This is a genomic window from Pseudomonas sp. MWU16-30323 (genome assembly GCF_020515595.1).
In the GTDB taxonomy this organism is placed as follows: Bacteria; Pseudomonadota; Gammaproteobacteria; order Pseudomonadales; family Pseudomonadaceae; genus Aquipseudomonas; species Aquipseudomonas yamanorum.
The window spans coordinates 142,329-158,374 of sequence record NZ_JAIWYM010000006.1 but is presented as its reverse complement, the minus strand read 5'-3'; the positions used below and the strand labels follow the sequence as shown (position 1 = coordinate 158,374).

General features: G+C 57.7%; 16 protein-coding genes and 1 tRNA gene. 12 read left to right on the top strand and 5 right to left on the bottom strand.

All coding sequences use genetic code 11. From position 1 onward, the window contains the following. Positions 1–34: 34 nt before the first annotated feature. On the bottom strand, positions 35–1,246 hold the full coding sequence (locus LIY45_RS10125) for a DNA-binding transcriptional regulator (protein WP_017477106.1): 1,212 nt from the start codon (positions 1,244–1,246) through the stop codon (positions 35–37). Positions 1,247–1,399: 153 nt separating this feature from the next. On the opposite strand from LIY45_RS10125, the gene xylA reads away from it, so the two are divergent. From xylA to LIY45_RS10105, 4 genes are all read left to right on the top strand, one after another. Continuing rightward, the gene (gene xylA, locus LIY45_RS10120; RefSeq protein WP_017477105.1) at positions 1,400–2,716 is read left to right on the top strand and encodes a xylose isomerase; all 1,317 of its coding nucleotides are present in this window, start codon (positions 1,400–1,402) and stop codon (positions 2,714–2,716) included. 57 nt (positions 2,717–2,773) lie between these two features. Continuing rightward, positions 2,774–3,775: a D-xylose ABC transporter substrate-binding protein gene (gene xylF / locus LIY45_RS10115; protein ID WP_093198614.1), complete on the top strand. Its 1,002-nt coding sequence runs from the start codon at positions 2,774–2,776 to the stop codon at positions 3,773–3,775. Positions 3,776–3,843: 68 nt separating this feature from the next. Further along, positions 3,844–5,403, top strand: a complete 1,560-nt coding sequence (xylG, locus tag LIY45_RS10110; protein ID WP_226476206.1) for a D-xylose ABC transporter ATP-binding protein — start codon at positions 3,844–3,846, stop codon at positions 5,401–5,403. Beyond that, a complete protein-coding gene (locus LIY45_RS10105; RefSeq protein ID WP_017477102.1) occupies positions 5,404–6,540 on the top strand; it encodes a sugar ABC transporter permease in 1,137 nt (378 codons plus the stop codon). It abuts the gene before it with no gap. 13 nt (positions 6,541–6,553) lie between these two features. Here the strand turns inward: LIY45_RS10105 and LIY45_RS10100 are convergent, their stop codons facing one another. Then, positions 6,554–6,700, bottom strand: a complete 147-nt coding sequence (locus LIY45_RS10100; protein WP_226476290.1) for a hypothetical protein — start codon at positions 6,698–6,700, stop codon at positions 6,554–6,556. 73 nt (positions 6,701–6,773) lie between these two features. Between LIY45_RS10100 and LIY45_RS10095 the strand changes: the two genes are divergently transcribed. Beyond that, the gene (locus LIY45_RS10095) at positions 6,774–7,334 is read left to right on the top strand and encodes a fasciclin domain-containing protein (protein ID WP_017477100.1); all 561 of its coding nucleotides are present in this window, start codon (positions 6,774–6,776) and stop codon (positions 7,332–7,334) included. A gap of 56 nt (positions 7,335–7,390) precedes the next feature. Here LIY45_RS10095 and LIY45_RS10090 read toward each other — a convergent pair whose 3' ends face one another. Then, positions 7,391–7,588, bottom strand: a complete 198-nt coding sequence (locus tag LIY45_RS10090; protein ID WP_017477099.1) for a hypothetical protein — start codon at positions 7,586–7,588, stop codon at positions 7,391–7,393. Positions 7,589–7,808: 220 nt separating this feature from the next. Between LIY45_RS10090 and LIY45_RS10085 the strand changes: the two genes are divergently transcribed. After that, on the top strand, positions 7,809–8,063 hold the full coding sequence (locus LIY45_RS10085; protein WP_226476205.1) for a hypothetical protein: 255 nt from the start codon (positions 7,809–7,811) through the stop codon (positions 8,061–8,063). A 233-nt stretch (positions 8,064–8,296) separates the two neighbouring features. Next, positions 8,297–9,625, top strand: a complete 1,329-nt coding sequence (locus LIY45_RS10080) for an OprD family porin (protein ID WP_226476204.1) — start codon at positions 8,297–8,299, stop codon at positions 9,623–9,625. A gap of 128 nt (positions 9,626–9,753) precedes the next feature. On the opposite strand, the gene LIY45_RS10075 is transcribed toward LIY45_RS10080, so the two are convergent. After that, positions 9,754–10,212 carry an Hsp20 family protein gene (locus LIY45_RS10075; RefSeq protein ID WP_017477093.1) on the bottom strand — a complete coding sequence of 153 codons (459 nt, stop codon included), beginning with the start codon at positions 10,210–10,212 and terminating at the stop codon, positions 9,754–9,756. A 747-nt stretch (positions 10,213–10,959) separates the two neighbouring features. Here LIY45_RS10075 and LIY45_RS10070 point away from each other — a divergent pair. From LIY45_RS10070 to LIY45_RS10060, 3 genes are all read left to right on the top strand, one after another. Further along, positions 10,960–12,585: a methyl-accepting chemotaxis protein gene (locus LIY45_RS10070; RefSeq protein ID WP_226476203.1), complete on the top strand. Its 1,626-nt coding sequence runs from the start codon at positions 10,960–10,962 to the stop codon at positions 12,583–12,585. Positions 12,586–12,671: 86 nt separating this feature from the next. Beyond that, complete coding sequence (locus LIY45_RS10065; protein ID WP_226476202.1) at positions 12,672–13,178, top strand: GAF domain-containing protein; 507 nt, start codon at positions 12,672–12,674, stop codon at positions 13,176–13,178. 299 nt (positions 13,179–13,477) lie between these two features. Continuing rightward, positions 13,478–14,389 carry a bifunctional GNAT family N-acetyltransferase/nucleoside diphosphate kinase regulator gene (locus LIY45_RS10060; RefSeq protein WP_226476287.1) on the top strand — a complete coding sequence of 304 codons (912 nt, stop codon included), beginning with the start codon at positions 13,478–13,480 and terminating at the stop codon, positions 14,387–14,389. A 259-nt stretch (positions 14,390–14,648) separates the two neighbouring features. Here the strand turns inward: LIY45_RS10060 and LIY45_RS10055 are convergent. After that, positions 14,649–14,739: transfer RNA gene (locus LIY45_RS10055), tRNA-Ser, on the bottom strand. Between the two features lie 152 nt (positions 14,740–14,891). On the opposite strand from LIY45_RS10055, the gene LIY45_RS10050 reads away from it, so the two are divergent. After that, a complete protein-coding gene (locus LIY45_RS10050; protein WP_003219636.1) occupies positions 14,892–15,563 on the top strand; it encodes a Bax inhibitor-1/YccA family protein in 672 nt (223 codons plus the stop codon). A gap of 89 nt (positions 15,564–15,652) precedes the next feature. Next, positions 15,653–16,045 (top strand): sulfurtransferase complex subunit TusD, encoded by a 393-nt coding sequence (gene tusD / locus LIY45_RS10045; protein WP_226476201.1) that lies wholly within the window; start codon positions 15,653–15,655, stop codon positions 16,043–16,045. Position 16,046: the final 1 nt, after the last annotated feature.

The window sequence follows — 16,046 nt, the reverse complement described above, 5'->3', positions numbered from 1 at the left end:
GGTTCTGGAGCGAGGCTCAGGACAAAATAGGCACTCAAGGCGACAAAGAAATGACATCGCGCGAATCGCGTTCGAGCTGCCCCACCTGATACTCCCTCGGCGTACACCCGAACTCGCGCTTGAACACCGTGTGCAGGTACTGCGCCGATTTGAACCCGCAGTCGTAGGCAATATCAGCAATGCCAGCCCCGGTCTTTTCCAGGCTCGCCACCGCCGCCGCGAGTTTGAAGCGCAGGATTTCGTCGTGGACGCTGCGGTTCAGTTCGCTGCGAAAATGCGCTTCCAGGGACGACCGCGACACACCGACGTAGTTGGCGACCTGGGCGGTCTTGATGCCCTGGCAGGCGTACTGGCGAATGAAGTGCAGCGCCTGCATCACGTAGGGATGGCCGAGGGGTTGGTGCAGGCTTGAGGTCTGCACGTTGACCGCTTCCGGCGGCACCAGGATCTGGCTGCCCGCCGAGGGCATGCCGTGCAACATCTGATGCAGCAAGCGCGCGGCAGTGCGGCCCATTTTTTCGGTGCCCTGGATCACCGAGCTCAGCGGTACGCGGGTCAGGGTGCGGGTCAGCGGGTCGTTGTCGATGCCGATCAGTGCCACTTGCTCCGGCACCGGGATCCCGGCGGTGAGGCAGGCTTGCAGCAACTGCCGGGCACGGGCGTCGCTGACTGCAATGATGCCGATGGGCTTGGGCAGGCTGTGCAACCAGGCGATCTGCTGCTCCACCGCCGAGTCCCACAGCGGAGCACTGGTGCCCAGCCCGCGATACACCTCCACGGGCAGGCCATCGCGCTCCAGCAAACGGCGGAAAGCTTTTTCGCGCTCCTGGGCCCAGCGGTTGATATCGGCCTGCGGCAAGCTGAAACAGGCGAAACGCGTCAACCCGGCTTCGATCAGGTGTTCATACGCCAGCTTGATCAAGGCGAAATTGTCGGTGGCCACGTACGGAATATGCCGTGGGTAAGCCCGCTCATCTTCGTAGGACCCGCCCACCGCCACCACCGGCACATGCACACCCGCCAACGCCGGGCCCATCGCCGGGTCGTCGAAGTCGGCAATGATCCCGTCACCATGCCAACGCTCGATACCCTTGAGCCGGCAGACGAAATCCTCCTCCAGAAACAAATCCCACGACACCCGCGTGCTGCTCAGGTAGTTGCCGATCCCGGTGATGATGCCGCGGTCGTAGATCTTGTTGCCGTTGAACAGCAGGGCAATCCGGTGCACAGGCGGGACGGTTTTCACAGGGGCGGCTCCATGGGAGGTGTCGATCAACTATGCGCCCAAAACTACTCAAAATCGAACCCGGCTCTGGTGATTTTCATAATCGGTTGGCCGGGGGCCGTTGCTAGTATCGAGGCAAGGTTAACGTGCACTCATAACAACAAGGATCTGGCGATGCCCTACTTTCCCGCTGTCGATAAAATCCTTTACGAAGGCCCGCAAAGCGACTCCCCCCTGGCCTTCCGGCACTACGATGCAAACAAGCTGATCCTCGGCAAACCGATGCGCGAGCACCTGCGGATGGCCGCGTGTTATTGGCACAATTTCGTCTGGCCCGGCAGTGACATGTTCGGTTCCGGCACCTTCCAGCGGCCCTGGCAGCAACCGGGGGAAGCCATGCAAGTGGCACGCGGCAAGGCCGACGCAGCGTTCGAGTTTTTCTCCAAGCTGGGCATCGACTACTACAGCTTCCACGACACCGACGTCGCCCCCGAAGGCGCAAGCCTGGCGGAGTACCGCAACCACTTCGCACAAATGGTCGACGAACTCGAACGCCATCAGGAAGAGACCGGCATCCAGCTGCTGTGGGGCACGGCCAACTGCTTCAGCAACCCGCGCTTTGCCGCCGGTGCCGCGAGCAATCCCAACCCCGAGGTGTTTGCCTATGCGGCGGCCCAGGTGTTCAGCGCGATGAATGCCACCCACCGTCTCAAGGGTTCCAGCTATGTGCTGTGGGGCGGCCGCGAAGGCTACGAAACTCTGCTCAATACCGACCTCAAGCGCGAGCGCGAGCAACTCGGGCGCTTCATGCGCATGGTGGTCGAGCACAAATACAAGATCGGCTTCACCGGCGAGCTGTTTATCGAGCCCAAGCCACAGGAGCCGACCAAGCACCAGTACGACTACGACAGCGCCACCGTGTTTGGCTTCCTGCATCAGTTCGGCCTGGAGAAAGAGATCAAGGTCAACATCGAGGCCAACCACGCCACCCTCGCCGGCCACAGCTTTCACCATGAGATCGCCACCGCCGCGTCCCTGGGGATTTTCGGCAGTATCGACGCCAACCGCGGCGACCCCCAGAACGGCTGGGACACCGACCAGTTCCCCAACAGCGTCGAGGAACTGACCCTGGTCACCTACGAGGTACTCAAGGCCGGTGGTTTCAAAGGTGGCGGCTACAACTTCGACTCCAAGGTGCGCCGCCAAAGCCTCGATGAAGTGGACCTGTTCCATGGTCACGTGGCCGCCATGGACGTGCTGGCGCTGTCCCTGGAACGTGCAGCCGCCATGGTCCAGAACGATGCCCTCGAGCAGTTCAAGGCCCAGCGTTATGCCGGCTGGGACCAATCCTTCGGGCGCGCCGTACTCGGCGGGGACTTCAGCCTGGAGTCGCTGGCCGAGCATGCCTTCAGCCACCAACTCAACCCTCAAGCGGTAAGCGGCCGCCAGGAGATGCTCGAAGGCGTGGTGAATCGCTTTATCTATCCATGACCGCTACGCTCCAAGTCCAGAAGTGCGTCTAAACAACAATAAAAGGGACTCACCATCATGAAACACCTGAAAACCGTCTTGATCACCAGCGTTCTGGCACTGCTTTCCAATTCGGTCATGGCCGACGCGGCCCACCCGAAAATCGGCTTTTCCATCGACGACCTGCGCCTTGAACGCTGGGCCCGCGACCGTGACTACTTCACCGCCGCCGCCGAGCAGCTGGGGGCCAAGGTCTATGTGCAATCGGCAGACGCCAACGAACAGCGGCAGATCTCGCAGATTGAAAACCTGATCTCCCGAGGCGTCGACGTGATTGTGATCGTGCCATTCAATGCCACGGTGCTGAACAACGTGGTGGCCGAGGCCAAGAAAGCCGGGGTGAAAGTGCTGTCCTATGACCGGCTGATCCTGAATGCCGATATCGACGCCTACATCTCCTTCGATAACGAAAAGGTCGGCGAGATGCAGGCCCAGGGCGTGTTGAACGCGCAGCCTAAAGGCAATTACTTCCTGCTGGGCGGTGCGCCTACCGACAACAACGCGAAGATCCTGCGCCAGGGCCAGATGAAGGTGCTGCAACCTTCAATCGACAAGGGCGACATCAAGATTGTCGGCCAGCAATGGGTCAAGGAATGGAACCCCACCGAAGCCCTGAGCATTGTCGAAAACGCCCTGACCGCCAACAACAATAAAATCGACGGCATCGTCGCCTCCAACGACGCCACCGCCGGCGGCGCAATCCAGGCCCTGGCGGCACAAAAACTCGCGGGCAAGGTGCCGGTCTCGGGGCAAGACGCCGACCTCGCCGCGATCAAGCGCGTGATCGCCGGCACCCAGACCATGACCGTCTACAAACCCCTGAAGCTGCTGGCGTCCGAGGCGGCCAAGCTGTCGGTGCAACTGGTGCGCGACGAGAAACCGGCCTACAACTCGCAGTACGACAACGGCAGCAAACAGGTGTCGAGCATCCTGCTCAAGCCGACCGCATTGACCAAAGACAACGTCAACGTGCTGGAAGAAGACGGGTTCTACACCAAAGCGCAAATCGCCGGGCAGTAAGCGTACGGCTCACTGCAGGAGCGGCTTGAAGCCGCTCCTGCCTTTTCGCTGTGGAATGAGTGCCCGCCATGTCCGACTACCTGCTGGAAATGAACAACATCGTCAAAACCTTCGGTGGCGTCAAAGCCCTGAATGGCATCGACATCAAGGTAAAACCCGGGGAGTGCGTGGGGTTGTGCGGCGAGAACGGCGCCGGCAAATCGACCCTGATGAAGGTGTTGTCGGCGGTGTATCCCCATGGCACCTGGGACGGCGAAATCATCTGGGACGGCCAGCCGCTGCGCGCCCATTCCATCGCCGAAACCGAAGCCTGCGGCATCGTGATCATCCATCAGGAACTGACCCTGGTGCCCGACCTCTCGGTGGCCGAAAACATCTTCATGGGCCACGAGCTGACGCTGCCCGGCGGGCGCATGAACTACCCCGCCATGATGCACCGCGCCGAAGCCCTGATGCGCGAGCTGAAAGTGCCGGACATCAACGTCGCCCTGCCGGTGTCTCAGTACGGCGGCGGCTACCAGCAACTGGTGGAAATCGCCAAGGCCCTGAACAAGAAAGCGCGCCTGCTGATCCTCGACGAACCCTCCTCGGCGCTGACCCGTTCGGAAATCGAGGTGCTGCTGGACATCATCCGTGGGCTCAAGGCCAAGGGCGTCGCCTGCGTGTACATCTCCCACAAGCTCGATGAAGTCTCGGCCATCTGCGACACCATCGCGGTGATCCGCGACGGCAAACATATCGCGACCACGGCCATGGCCGACATGGACGTGTCGCGCATCATCACGCAGATGGTGGGCCGTGAGATGAGCAACCTCTACCCCACCGAACCCCATGCGGTCGGCGAGGTACTGTTCGAGGCGCGCCACATTACCTGCTACGACGTCGATAACCCAGGCCGCAAGCGCGTGGACGATGTCTCGTTCAGCCTGCGCCGTGGCGAAATCCTCGGCATCGCCGGGCTGGTGGGCGCGGGCCGTACGGAACTGGTGTCGGCGCTGTTCGGCAGTTACCCCGGGCGCTACGAAGGCGAGGTGTGGCTGGACGGCAAACCCATTGATACACGCACGCCGCTGAAGTCGATTCGCGCCGGGCTGTGCATGGTCCCGGAAGACCGCAAGCGCCAAGGCATCGTGCCGGACCTGGGGGTCGGGCAAAACATCACCCTGGCGGTGCTGGACAGTTTCTCGCACCTGACGCGCATCGATGCCGAGGCAGAACTGGGCAGCGTCGAGCAGGAAATCAAACGCATGCACCTGAAGACGGCGAACCCGTTCCTGCCGATCACCAGCCTGTCCGGCGGCAACCAGCAAAAAGCCGTATTGGCCAAGATGCTCCTGACCAAACCCCGGGTGCTGATCCTCGACGAACCCACCCGTGGCGTGGACGTGGGCGCCAAATATGAGATCTATAAATTGATGGGCGCACTGGCGGCCGAAGGCGTGTCGATCATCATGGTGTCGTCGGAGCTGGCCGAAGTGCTTGGGGTGTCCGACCGGGTGCTGGTAATCGGCGAGGGCCAACTGCGCGGGGACTTCATCAACCAGGGCCTGACCCAGGAACAGGTACTCGCCGCCGCCCTCAGCCAACCGAACGGGCATGACAATAATAATGATCGGAAGTCCGCGTAAATGAACCAGGTCAAACAGCTTTTTACCCGCTACAAAATGCTCGCCCTGTTGATCGCCGTGGTGCTGATCTGGGTGTTTTTCAGCTGGCAGACCGAAGGCGGTTTCCTGACCCCGCGCAACCTGTCGAACCTGCTGCGGCAGATGTCCATCACCGGCATCCTGGCCTGCGGCATGGTGCTGGTGATCATCAGCGGCGAGATCGACCTGTCGGTGGGCTCGATGCTCGGTTTGCTCGGCGGCGTCGCGGCGATCCTGGATGTGGTTTATCACATTCCGCTGCCGCTGAACCTGGCCATTGTCGCCCTCTGTGGCTTGTTGATTGGCCTGGGCAACGGCTACATGACCGCGTACCTGCGCATCCCCTCCTTCATCGTCGGCCTGGGTGGCATGTTGGCGTTTCGCGGGGTGCTGCTGGGCATTACCGGCGGCACCACGATTGCGCCGGTTTCACCACAACTGGTGTACATCGGCCAGGGCTATCTGCCGACGGTGGTGGGTGTGATCCTCGGCGTGTTGCTGTTCGGGCTGGCAATATTCCTGACCTGGCGCCAACGCCACAACCGCGCCCTGCACGGCTTGGCGCTGCCGTCGATGCTGCGGGACAGCGTGCGCGTGGTGTTGATCGGTTTCGTACTGGCGGGCTTCGTCTACACCCTCAACAGTTACGATGGGATTCCCGTACCGGTGCTACTTCTGCTGGTGCTGCTGGGGGTGTTCAGCTACGTCACCAGCCAGACCGTCTTTGGCCGGCGCATCTACTCGGTGGGCAGCAACATGGAAGCCACGCGCCTGTCGGGGATCAACGTGCAGGCGGTCAAGCTGTGGATCTTCGGGATCATGGGCGTGATGTGCGCCTTCGCCGGGCTGGTCAATACCGCGCGCCTGGCGGCGGGTTCACCCTCGGCGGGCAACATGGGGGAGTTGGACGCCATCGCGGCCTGCTTCATTGGCGGCACGTCGATGCGCGGCGGCTCGGGCACGGTGTACGGCGCCCTGCTCGGTGCGCTGGTGATCAGCAGCCTGGACAACGGCATGTCGATGCTGGATGTGGACAGCTACTGGCAGATGATCGTCAAGGGCAGCATCCTGGTGCTGGCGGTGTGGGTGGATGTGAGTACGCGGACTGGGCGGCGCTGAGAGTGCCAGCCGGTCACTGCGTCGGCAGGAAACTCATCAGCAGCAAGGAGCTCAGTGCGGCCAGGTCGCGCTGATCCCCAAGAGTGGGCAGCGGCTGGCGAGGTTCGATGGCCTGGCGAACTTGCCGGGGGCGGCAAACCGAATAATTTTTTCGACACATGCATCCACTTTGCTCCTTGGTACGTAGATTCAATACCCTCATCTGGAGGGCATACGAACCCAGGAGATACATCATGCATGCTTTCTACAAAAAAATGGCTGCCGTCGCCTGCTTCACGATCCTCTCCATCACCACCACCCTCAGCGTTGCCGCCGACACCGTGATGGTGGGCGGCGCGGCGATGTATCCGACAAAAACCATCGTCGAAAACGCCGTCAACTCCAAGGACCACACCACTCTGGTGGCGGCGGTCAAGGCAGCGGGTCTGGTTGATACCCTTAACAGCAAAGGCCCGTTCACCGTATTCGCACCGACCAACGAAGCCTTCGCCAAACTCCCCGCAGGCACCGTGGATACGCTGGTGAAACCTGAGCACAAAGCCGACCTGACGAAAATCCTGACCTATCACGTGGTGCCTGGTACCCATACCTCTGCCCAACTGATGGCCGATGCCAAGAAAAACGGCGGCATGGTGATGTTGAAAACCGTGCAGGGTGAATCCCTGACGATCAAGCTGCACGACGGCAAGCTGTGGGTGGTGGATGCCAAGGGTGGCAAGGCCGGCATCAGCATTGCGGATGTGATGCAGTCCAACGGCGTGATTCATGTGGTTGATTCGGTGCTGATGCCGTAATCGCCGCTCGATACCGAAAAGCCCGGCGCAGCGTGCGTCGGGCTTGTTCGGAGGCGTCAGTTGTCGGGGTGTTCACTCGCGACAGCATCAGCGGCATCCACGTCCGACATATCCTCCTCCAGAGGCGCGTCATCGTCCGGTGGTAGAGGCGCTTCAGGTTGATCGCGCCGAGGATCATGACCGGCTTCATTGTCTGTACCACGGGTTACGCCTTGCTGGGATAGGTTTCCAGGGGCCTTCTCGTCAATTTCCATGCTGGCTCTCCGTTCTGGCGCGCGGGATGTCCGTGCTTGAACATGAGAAACGATGCGGTGTCGCAAGTGCCGGGCGATGGACGAACGGCTTATCACGCGAAAGAACCGCGTACAGCTTGATGAAATGAGTGTATTGAAAGAATGCGTCCACTTGCGGCCGCACGCTGGCGCGGTGTATGAGCGGGTGGCACTGAACAACTTCTTTGGGGAGCACGGGTAAATGGCAGAACTGATGGAAATGCTCGACGGCCCAAGGACCGCACAACAGGAACTGTTCTACGACCTCGAAGATGCGATGGCTGTTATCGCCTGGTCGGTCAATGAGCTGGCCACTATCGCGGGGGTCGCCAAATCGCCCGACGAAGCTGTCGCCCTCATGAAGATGGGCGCCCTGCTCGCAGCTCAGCAGGAAAAGCTCAGCGGGTACGCGGATGAGGTGAAGGCCGGAAGGATTGTGCGGGGGGAGGATCAATAGCGGTCAATACGCTACGCCCCCAACAACCTTTCACATCCCTTTCACAGTTGAGCGCTTATGGTTACCCCAGCTCCTAAGTGAACACCTTTAAGCCCGCACTCCCCATCGCGGGCTTTTCTTTGCCTGGAATTCAGTAAAAGGGATATCAAAACATTCATCCAGTTTCATTTGTTGATGGCCTGGGCTGTCGCCTTAATGCTCCAACACGAACTCGTGCACAGGAGCAAAAAATAATGAAAAAACGTCAACCGTTACTTCAGCTCAATACCTTGGCAGTGGCGCTGGCATTTACCTTGCCGGCCATGAGCTACGCCAGCGATCAGTCCGACTCCAAGGGCTTTGTCGCCGACAGCAGTTTGAATATCCTCAACCGCAACGTCTTCTGGAACCAGAACGGCAGCGGCAACCACACCCGTGACTGGAGCCAGGCGCTGATGGCGACCTACAGCTCGGGGTTCACCCAAGGTACCGTTGGCATCGGCATTGATGCGTTTGCCGACCTGGCGTTGCGCATCGACGGGAACACCGACCGTGCCGGTGGCCCGACCATGCCATCCGACGCCAATGGCAATCCGGATCGAGGCTATGCGAAGGCCGGCGGAGACATCAAATTCCGTGTTTCCAACACCACGCTCAAGATCGGCGACTTGCAGCCCACGTCGCCGGTATTCGCCACCGCCGACAACTACCTGATGCCCCAGACCGCATCAGGCTTCCAGATCGACAGCCATGAAATCACCGGCCTGAACCTGGAGGCCGGCCATTACACCTCCGGCACCGGTAACACCACCACCTCGCGCAGCGGCGACATTCTGGCCAGCTATGCAGGCGTGGCTGCGTCGTCGGCCAGCTTCGCCGGGGGCAAGTACCAGTTCAGCAAGGAATTCACCGCGTCGCTGTACGGCGCGCACCTGGAAGACGTCTGGAACCAGTACTACGTCAACTTGAACCTTGTTCATCCACTGACCGATGACCAATCCGTCGCGCTGGACTTCAACCTCTATCGCACACTGGATGATGGCAGCGCCAAGGCCGGGACCATCGACACCACCGCCGCCTCGCTGGCGGCTGCCTACACCCTGGGCGCGCAGACCTTCACCCTGGCCGGACAGAAAGTTCATGGTGACGAGCCATTCGACTACGTCGGCTTTGGGGAGACCAATGCCGGTGTCGGTGCTGGCCGCTACGGCAACTCGATCAACCTCGCCGACTCGGTGCAGTACTCCGACTTCAACGGCCCGGGCGAGCGGTCCTGGCAGATGCGCTACGACCTGGACATGGGTGCCTTCGGCGCCCCGGGCCTGAGCTTCATGGCCCGTCATATTCGCGGTTCCGGCATCGACGGAACGCATACTCCCGGCAATTCGGCCTACACCGGGTTCTATGGTGCCAACGACCAGGAACACGAAACCGACGCCGAAGTGAAATACGTCGTACAGAGTGGCCCGGCCAAGAAACTGTCCTTCCGCCTGCGGGAAGCTTGGCACGATGGCGATGCGTCCACCGGGGGGCATCTGGTGCAGACGCGCCTGATTACCGAGTATCCGTTGAATATCTTCTAAACAGACGGGAGTGCCCGGTTGATGGATCGACCGGGTACTCTGCGTGGCCAGGTATTGTTCGGTAGGCGTTTTGATTCCACACGCACAAAAAAGGCGCTACCAAGAGCGCCTTTTTTGCTACCGCTGACTTATTGCAAACTAACCTGACGCAGTTCGGGTTCTTTCCCGCTGCCAATCGTGATGCGCTTGGGTTTGGCCTCTTCAGGAACCACGCGCAGCAAGTCGATGCTTAGCAGCCCGTTGTTCATCGAAGCACCGCGCACCTCAATGTGATCGGCCAGACGGAACGACAACCGAAATGCTCGTTGCGCGATGCCCTGGTGCAGATAGGTGACTTGTTTCTCGGTTTCGCGCTTGTCGCCAACGACTGTCAAAACGCCCTTCTCGACCTGAATATCCAGATCCGCTTCAGTAAGCCCAGCGACTGCAATGACAATGCGATATTCGTCATCACCGTGCTTTTCCACATTGTGAGGCGGATAAGTGTTCGGAGCCTCGCTGCGAAGCGCCGACTCAAACAGGTCATTGAAGCGATCGAAGCCCACGGATTGACGGAACAAAGGGGCCAACGAAAGGGTAGTAGCCATCTCAAAATCTCCTGATTAAATCCAAGTGATTAAGTGCGCGACCCGCATTCGGCGTCGCGTGATGAAAATTTATGTTCGCCGGAAAAATTTTCAAGAGGGCAGATAAAAATTTTTACGTTTGAGTGCCAGTCGGGGGCGACTGGCTCGGTTGGATAAACAGGCCGCCAGCCTACCTCGAGCGCCCTTCGTTACGATTTTGTTGTTTTCTTACGCCTTTCCCGGTTATTCGTTCGTATTGGTGGTGAATAAACCACACGACCAAGAGCAGGCCAGACAAACCAATAACGAACAACAACAGCTCTAGTGCGGGACCTTCGTGTGAAAACATTTTTCGTTCCTCATCCTGAAGTAGTGTGACCTGAAAATGGTCACCACCGAAATTGTTCGTAACAATTCATACATTCTCAGGGTAGTCGCCATAATCCCAGGTGGCAACCCTGAATGACTCTAAAACCCTTGATCTAGACACTTCTCTCGGCCAGGGCCCTTTGTGCACGGCGCTTGGGGATCACGGCCGTACTGGGCGAAAGACCGGGCTCGCGACTTGCGGTAGTCAGTCACACCACCCATCAAGAAGCTAAGCGCACAATTATTTAGCGCGCCTATTATCTTGATTCATTTTTTTGTATTCCTTAACCCACACACAACCACCAAGCTGCGATCGAGATCAAAGGCTTCCCTTGCACGCGATCAACAAATTGACGTAACGGGCTCCCTCCCCTGACACCTCGGCCCTCGGAGGCCTATATGAAATTAAGATCCATGAATATCGCACGCAGAGCCTTCATCTGTTTTGGTCTAATCACGCTTTTACTGATCAGCCTGGCAGGTTTTTCTTATCTACAAATCGGCCACTTACGCACTGCAGAGCAGGATATCGAGCAAAACTCCCTGCCCAGCATCCAGGTAATTGACGACATTCAAATTGCCCTTCTTCATGCCCGCCTGGAGAGCATCCGCATGCTCTCAAGTACCACCAAAGATGTGCATGATGCATCCCTGTCAAAAGTTGAAGAGGCCATACGGACACTTCAGTCAAAGACAGAGTTTTATCGTAAAAATTTGATATCTGGCGAGCAAGATCAAATTCAATTTGAAAAGGCAAGCCAAATGATGAACACCTATATTGAGGGGCTCAAAAAAGTACTGGCACTGGATTTATCTGATCATGAGCAAGCGGTGACGTTTGCTAATACGGAACAGGCGCAACGAGCAAGCGTCTATCAAGACCAACTGACAATCCTACGTGAGCAAAATGCAAGTCAGGCAGTTGTGTCTGGCCAGGAGGCGGCGGACGTATATGCCCATAGCGTAAACGTACTCATCGCCGTACTGGTTGTTGCATTTGCGCTCACCCTTCTCCTGGCTACTTTATTTACCAAGAGCATTGTGAGTCCTATCAGCTCATCTCTGAAATTGGCAGAGGATATAGCGGCAGGCGACCTTACCCATGACCTTGATGTCACTGGCTCAGATGAAGCATCGCGCTTAATGCACGCGCTCAATTTGATGCAGAAGAACCTCAGGAACACCATATTGGAAATCTCAGGAGCGTCAGCTCAGCTGAGTACTGCAGCCGTCGAAATGACCTCAATCACAGAAAGTGCTGATCGCACCTTACAACAGCAGAACAGCGAGATAGAGCAAGCTGCCACAGCGGTCACCGAGATGAGCGCTGCTGTTGAAGAGGTAGCGCGGAATGCCAACTCCACCTCTGAAGCGGCCATGCAGTCGAGCTTGGCAGCAGATCTCGGCAACAAAAAAGTGACTGAAACGCTTACCGCCATGCGAGGCCTTACTGAACTGGTCGAGGTTTCCTCAGATCAAGTAAAAGAGCTCGCGGGCCAGGCTCAAGACATTAGCAAAGTTCTAAGCGTCATCAGGGCGATTGCCGAACAAACCAACCTGTTGGCTTTGAACGCTGCCATTGAAGCCGCGCGTGCAGGAGAACAAGGCCGTGGCTTTGCGGTGGTCGCCGATGAAGTTCGCGCCTTGGCGCACCGGACCCAAACGTCGACTCAAGAAATTGAACAGATGATTTCGACGATTCAAGCCGGTTCGTCTGCCGCAGTAGAATCGATGCAAAAGAGCACGTCTGAGGTTTACAGCACGCGAGATACGGCAGAGCAGGCAGGCCAATCGCTTCGACAAATCATAGATTCAGTGCTCGAAATCAATGACCGCAATATCCAGATTGCAACGGCCTCCGAAGAACAAGCTCACGTAGCACGTGACGTTGACCGGAGCTTGATTAGCATTCGCGACCTGGCCATTCAGAGCAGTGAGGGTACCCGACAGACGCTGACGGCGAGTAATGAACTGTCACGATTGGCAGTCAACTTGAACGACTTGGTTCTGCGATTCAAGACATAGAGGCTGGATAAAGCGCCCCACCAGATTCATCAAACAAATTTATAAAGCCCGGTCACCCGCTCAGCTACAGATAGCAGAGGATAAAAATGGATTCTCATGAGATCGCCTTGCACTCTGTGCTGAGCACAGATGAACGCTCAGCAATAGCTGAACTTGAGGCCACAAGCGCTATCTTGCAGCTTATTACGCGCCTGACAGGGATGCGATTTGCCGGAATTGCCAAATTCACCGAAACGGATTGGATAGTTTGCTCAGCTTACGACCCCGTCCATCTGGGTATAGAGTGTGGAGATACTTTAGAGTTGGAGATCACACTTTGCAGCGAGCTCCGAAAGGACCCCAAAGCACTCTTTATTCCAAAAATCAGTGAAGACGGCAGGTACTCAAATCGCCCCGTAGTCAAGCGATACGCAATAGAAAGCTATGCAGGTGCTCCTATCTTCCTTCCTGACGGCCGGCTTTACGGTGCTCTGTGCGCGCTGGACTCACGACCCATGCTGTTTGACGATCCGTGCCTCGAAGGCACGTTGACCTTGTTTGCTCGGTTAATTGGCTGCATCTTCTTCGCAAGCCTAAGTCCGGACGGAAACTAACAAAGCAATATTGTCTGTCGCTGTTACTTCACATGCCCTAAATCGCACCGGGTTTCAATGCGCAATAGCCGTGACATACACCTGGCACGCCCACAGTGCGATCACGGCGTTATCCTCGCTTGCTCTGCAAGTTCAGGTTGCAGATGAAGCCAGGTTCAGGTTCAGCAAGCGATGGTCTCTTGGAACTCTCTGGGACGTTCGCCATTACTTGCGGTATGTCTTAAAATATCCGGTTGCCGAAGAACCGCCATGACATATCCATGAAGGGCTTCAATCCTTTACAAATAAGTGTGGTCAAGATGAACAAGCCTTTCATTTCGCTGTGCCCAGAAATTACTCGGGCGCACGCGCTGACGTTGATGGATTGGTTAGAGGATGAGCGCATCACCTGCTATCTGAGCGATTCGCGTCATGTCTCCCGCTCCATTGAGCACGTCATTGATCGGACTCAGTTGCCGATCCTGACTCATCTATTCAACCGGGGCGGCAGATTCTTTATGGCCTATGACCGGCATGACGCCCCGGTGGGCTTTGTCCGTCTTATCAAGACCGGCTCAAATTGCGAGATAGTCCTGGTCATCGGAGACAGCGACAAATGGGGTCGAAATCTCGGCGCCCGCACGATCCGCGAAGGCATGAAACTGGCCTTCCTCGACATGCGGGCCGAGAAGCTCATCGCCAAGATTCACCCGGACAACTCGCGCTCGCTGAAAGCCTTTCTGCGCAGCGGCTTTATGCTTGAGAGCGAAACGCCGACATTGAAGTCATTTTCCATGACAGCGGCGCGCTATCTCCAGTTCTTGCGCGAAGGCGCCGGTGGCGACTCCACCAGGATCTACATCACTGAAATCGACAAGGCCAGGCTCGAGGAGCTAATCGCGTTCGAGCAAGGCCCGGCGGTTGTTGAACTCGAACATGAGCTTGAGCGAGCCATTGTCGTCAAGCCGCAGCAGGTGGCGCGTAATGTCATCACGATGAACTCCAGGGCGTTGCTGCAACTGGACGACGAAGAGTTCGAAGTGGCCTTGGTCTACCCTGAAGACGCGGACAGCAACACAGGAAAGCATTCCGTGTATTCCGACATAGGCGCCGCCATCCTTGGCTATCAGGAGGGAGACGCCATCGACGGGCGAATTTCGGATCGGACCCGCCGGATTGAGATCAAGAAAGTGCTTTACCAGCCGGAGGCTGCGGGCCATTTTCACCTATAACGGCGCCTTTTTCTCAGTAACGAATCACGCTAGCTGGCTCGCCCGGCTTGGGCGCCTGACTTATCCGGAGTGAACTGATAAACGGGACGGTTTATCGGCGCGTGGGTGAGATCGTGAAACCTACCCGTTGACTCCCACATTTGGCAGAGTTGCGGAAACTGCCTGAACTGATGCGGAAACGATTAGATGTTTCACTGCCAATATTCCTGAACCCCAGAAACGCAAAAGCCCCGCAATAGCGGGGCTCTTGAGTCAATCTTGGCGGGAAACCAGGGATTCGAACCCTGGGAACGCTATTAACGTTCGCCGGTTTTCAAGACCGGTGCATTCAACCACTCTGCCAATTTCCCTTGTGCAACACAGGATTAGCGTAGCCCATCCTGTGTCAGCGGGCGCCATAATACCCGAATGAAACACACTGTCAAACTCTCGCCATAGCTTGTTACAGAGCGTCTGTTATGATCCTTGCGACTGAATGTTTCAAAACTGAAGGAGTGTCGCCATGCGCGAACAAAATTACGCAGTGAATGGAAACGCGCAGGCTGAGCAGCTAGAAGTTAGCCGCGTCCTGCGCAATACATACGGTTTGCTCGCTCTCACCCTCGCTTTCAGCGGCGTGATGGCCTTCGTAGCTCAGCAAATGCGCGTCGGCTACCCGAATATCTTCGTCGTGTTGATCGGCTTCTATGGTCTGTTCTTCCTGACCAACAAGCTGCGCGACTCGGCCTGGGGCCTGGTGTCGGCGTTTGCCTTGACCGGTTTCATGGGCTTTATCCTTGGCCCGATCCTTAACCGTTACCTCGGCATGGCCGGCGGCGCGGAAGTGGTCAGCTCGGCATTTGCCATGACTGCCCTGGTATTTGGCGGCCTGTCGGCTTACGTGCTGATCTCCCGCAAGGACATGAGCTTCCTGGGTGGTTTCATCACCGCCGGTTTCTTCGTGTTGCTGGCTGCCGTGCTGGCAGGCATGTTCTTCCAGATCAGCGGCCTGCAATTGGCGATCAGCGCCGGTTTCGTGCTGTTCTCCTCGGCGTGCATCCTGTTCCAGACCAGCGCGATCATCCAGGGTGGCGAGCGTAACTACATCATGGCCACCATCAGCCTGTATGTATCGATCTACAACCTGTTTATCAGCCTGTTGCAGATCTTCGGCATCATGGGCCGCGACGACTGATCGCAGCCACATGCAAAAAGCCCGCTTCGGCGGGCTTTTTGTTGTCTGCGGCTTTATCATTGCCACAGGTTTTGCCTTCAGAGTGTTCCATGAAGTTCGCGATTGCGCTTTTTTCCGCCGCCCATGCGCCCTCCTCGCGCCGTGCCTTGCTGTTCGCCCAGGCGGCACTGGCCGGCGGGCATGAAATTGTGCGGCTGTTTTTTTATCAGGATGGCGTCTACAGCGCGTCCACCAACATTGTTGCGCCGCAGGACGAGCAGGATATCGCCCGTCAGTGGCGCGAGTTTGTCAGCGATCATCAGCTTGATGGCGTGGTGTGCATCGCGGCGGCCCTGCGTCGTGGGGTGCTGAATGCCGAAGAGGCCACCCGCTATCAGCGCAGTGCGGTAAACCTGGAAGCGCCTTGGGCGTTGTCCGGACTTGGGCAACTGCATGACGCCGCCCAGGCCGCTGACCGTTTGATTTGCTTTGGAGGGCCGTGAC

Bases quoted from the DNA above. Each gene is read 5' to 3' on its own strand.
- LIY45_RS10105 (WP_017477102.1), top strand. From the start codon at position 5,404: ATGAACCAGGTCAAACAGCTTTTTACCCGCTACAAAATGCTCGCCCTG.
- LIY45_RS10060 (WP_226476287.1), top strand. From the start codon at position 13,478: ATGAACAAGCCTTTCATTTCGCTGTGCCCAGAAATTACTCGGGCGCAC.
- LIY45_RS10070 (WP_226476203.1), top strand. From the start codon at position 10,960: ATGAAATTAAGATCCATGAATATCGCACGCAGAGCCTTCATCTGTTTT.
- LIY45_RS10075 (WP_017477093.1), bottom strand. From the start codon at position 10,212: ATGGCTACTACCCTTTCGTTGGCCCCTTTGTTCCGTCAATCCGTGGGC.
- LIY45_RS10080 (WP_226476204.1), top strand. From the start codon at position 8,297: ATGAAAAAACGTCAACCGTTACTTCAGCTCAATACCTTGGCAGTGGCG.
- LIY45_RS10050 (WP_003219636.1), top strand. From the start codon at position 14,892: ATGCGCGAACAAAATTACGCAGTGAATGGAAACGCGCAGGCTGAGCAG.
- xylG (WP_226476206.1), top strand. From the start codon at position 3,844: ATGTCCGACTACCTGCTGGAAATGAACAACATCGTCAAAACCTTCGGT.
- LIY45_RS10100 (WP_226476290.1), bottom strand. From the start codon at position 6,700: ATGTGTCGAAAAAATTATTCGGTTTGCCGCCCCCGGCAAGTTCGCCAG.
- LIY45_RS10085 (WP_226476205.1), top strand. From the start codon at position 7,809: ATGGCAGAACTGATGGAAATGCTCGACGGCCCAAGGACCGCACAACAG.
- xylF (WP_093198614.1), top strand. From the start codon at position 2,774: ATGAAACACCTGAAAACCGTCTTGATCACCAGCGTTCTGGCACTGCTT.
- xylA (WP_017477105.1), top strand. From the start codon at position 1,400: ATGCCCTACTTTCCCGCTGTCGATAAAATCCTTTACGAAGGCCCGCAA.
- LIY45_RS10095 (WP_017477100.1), top strand. From the start codon at position 6,774: ATGCATGCTTTCTACAAAAAAATGGCTGCCGTCGCCTGCTTCACGATC.
- LIY45_RS10065 (WP_226476202.1), top strand. From the start codon at position 12,672: ATGGATTCTCATGAGATCGCCTTGCACTCTGTGCTGAGCACAGATGAA.
- LIY45_RS10090 (WP_017477099.1), bottom strand. From the start codon at position 7,588: ATGGAAATTGACGAGAAGGCCCCTGGAAACCTATCCCAGCAAGGCGTA.
- tusD (WP_226476201.1), top strand. From the start codon at position 15,653: ATGAAGTTCGCGATTGCGCTTTTTTCCGCCGCCCATGCGCCCTCCTCG.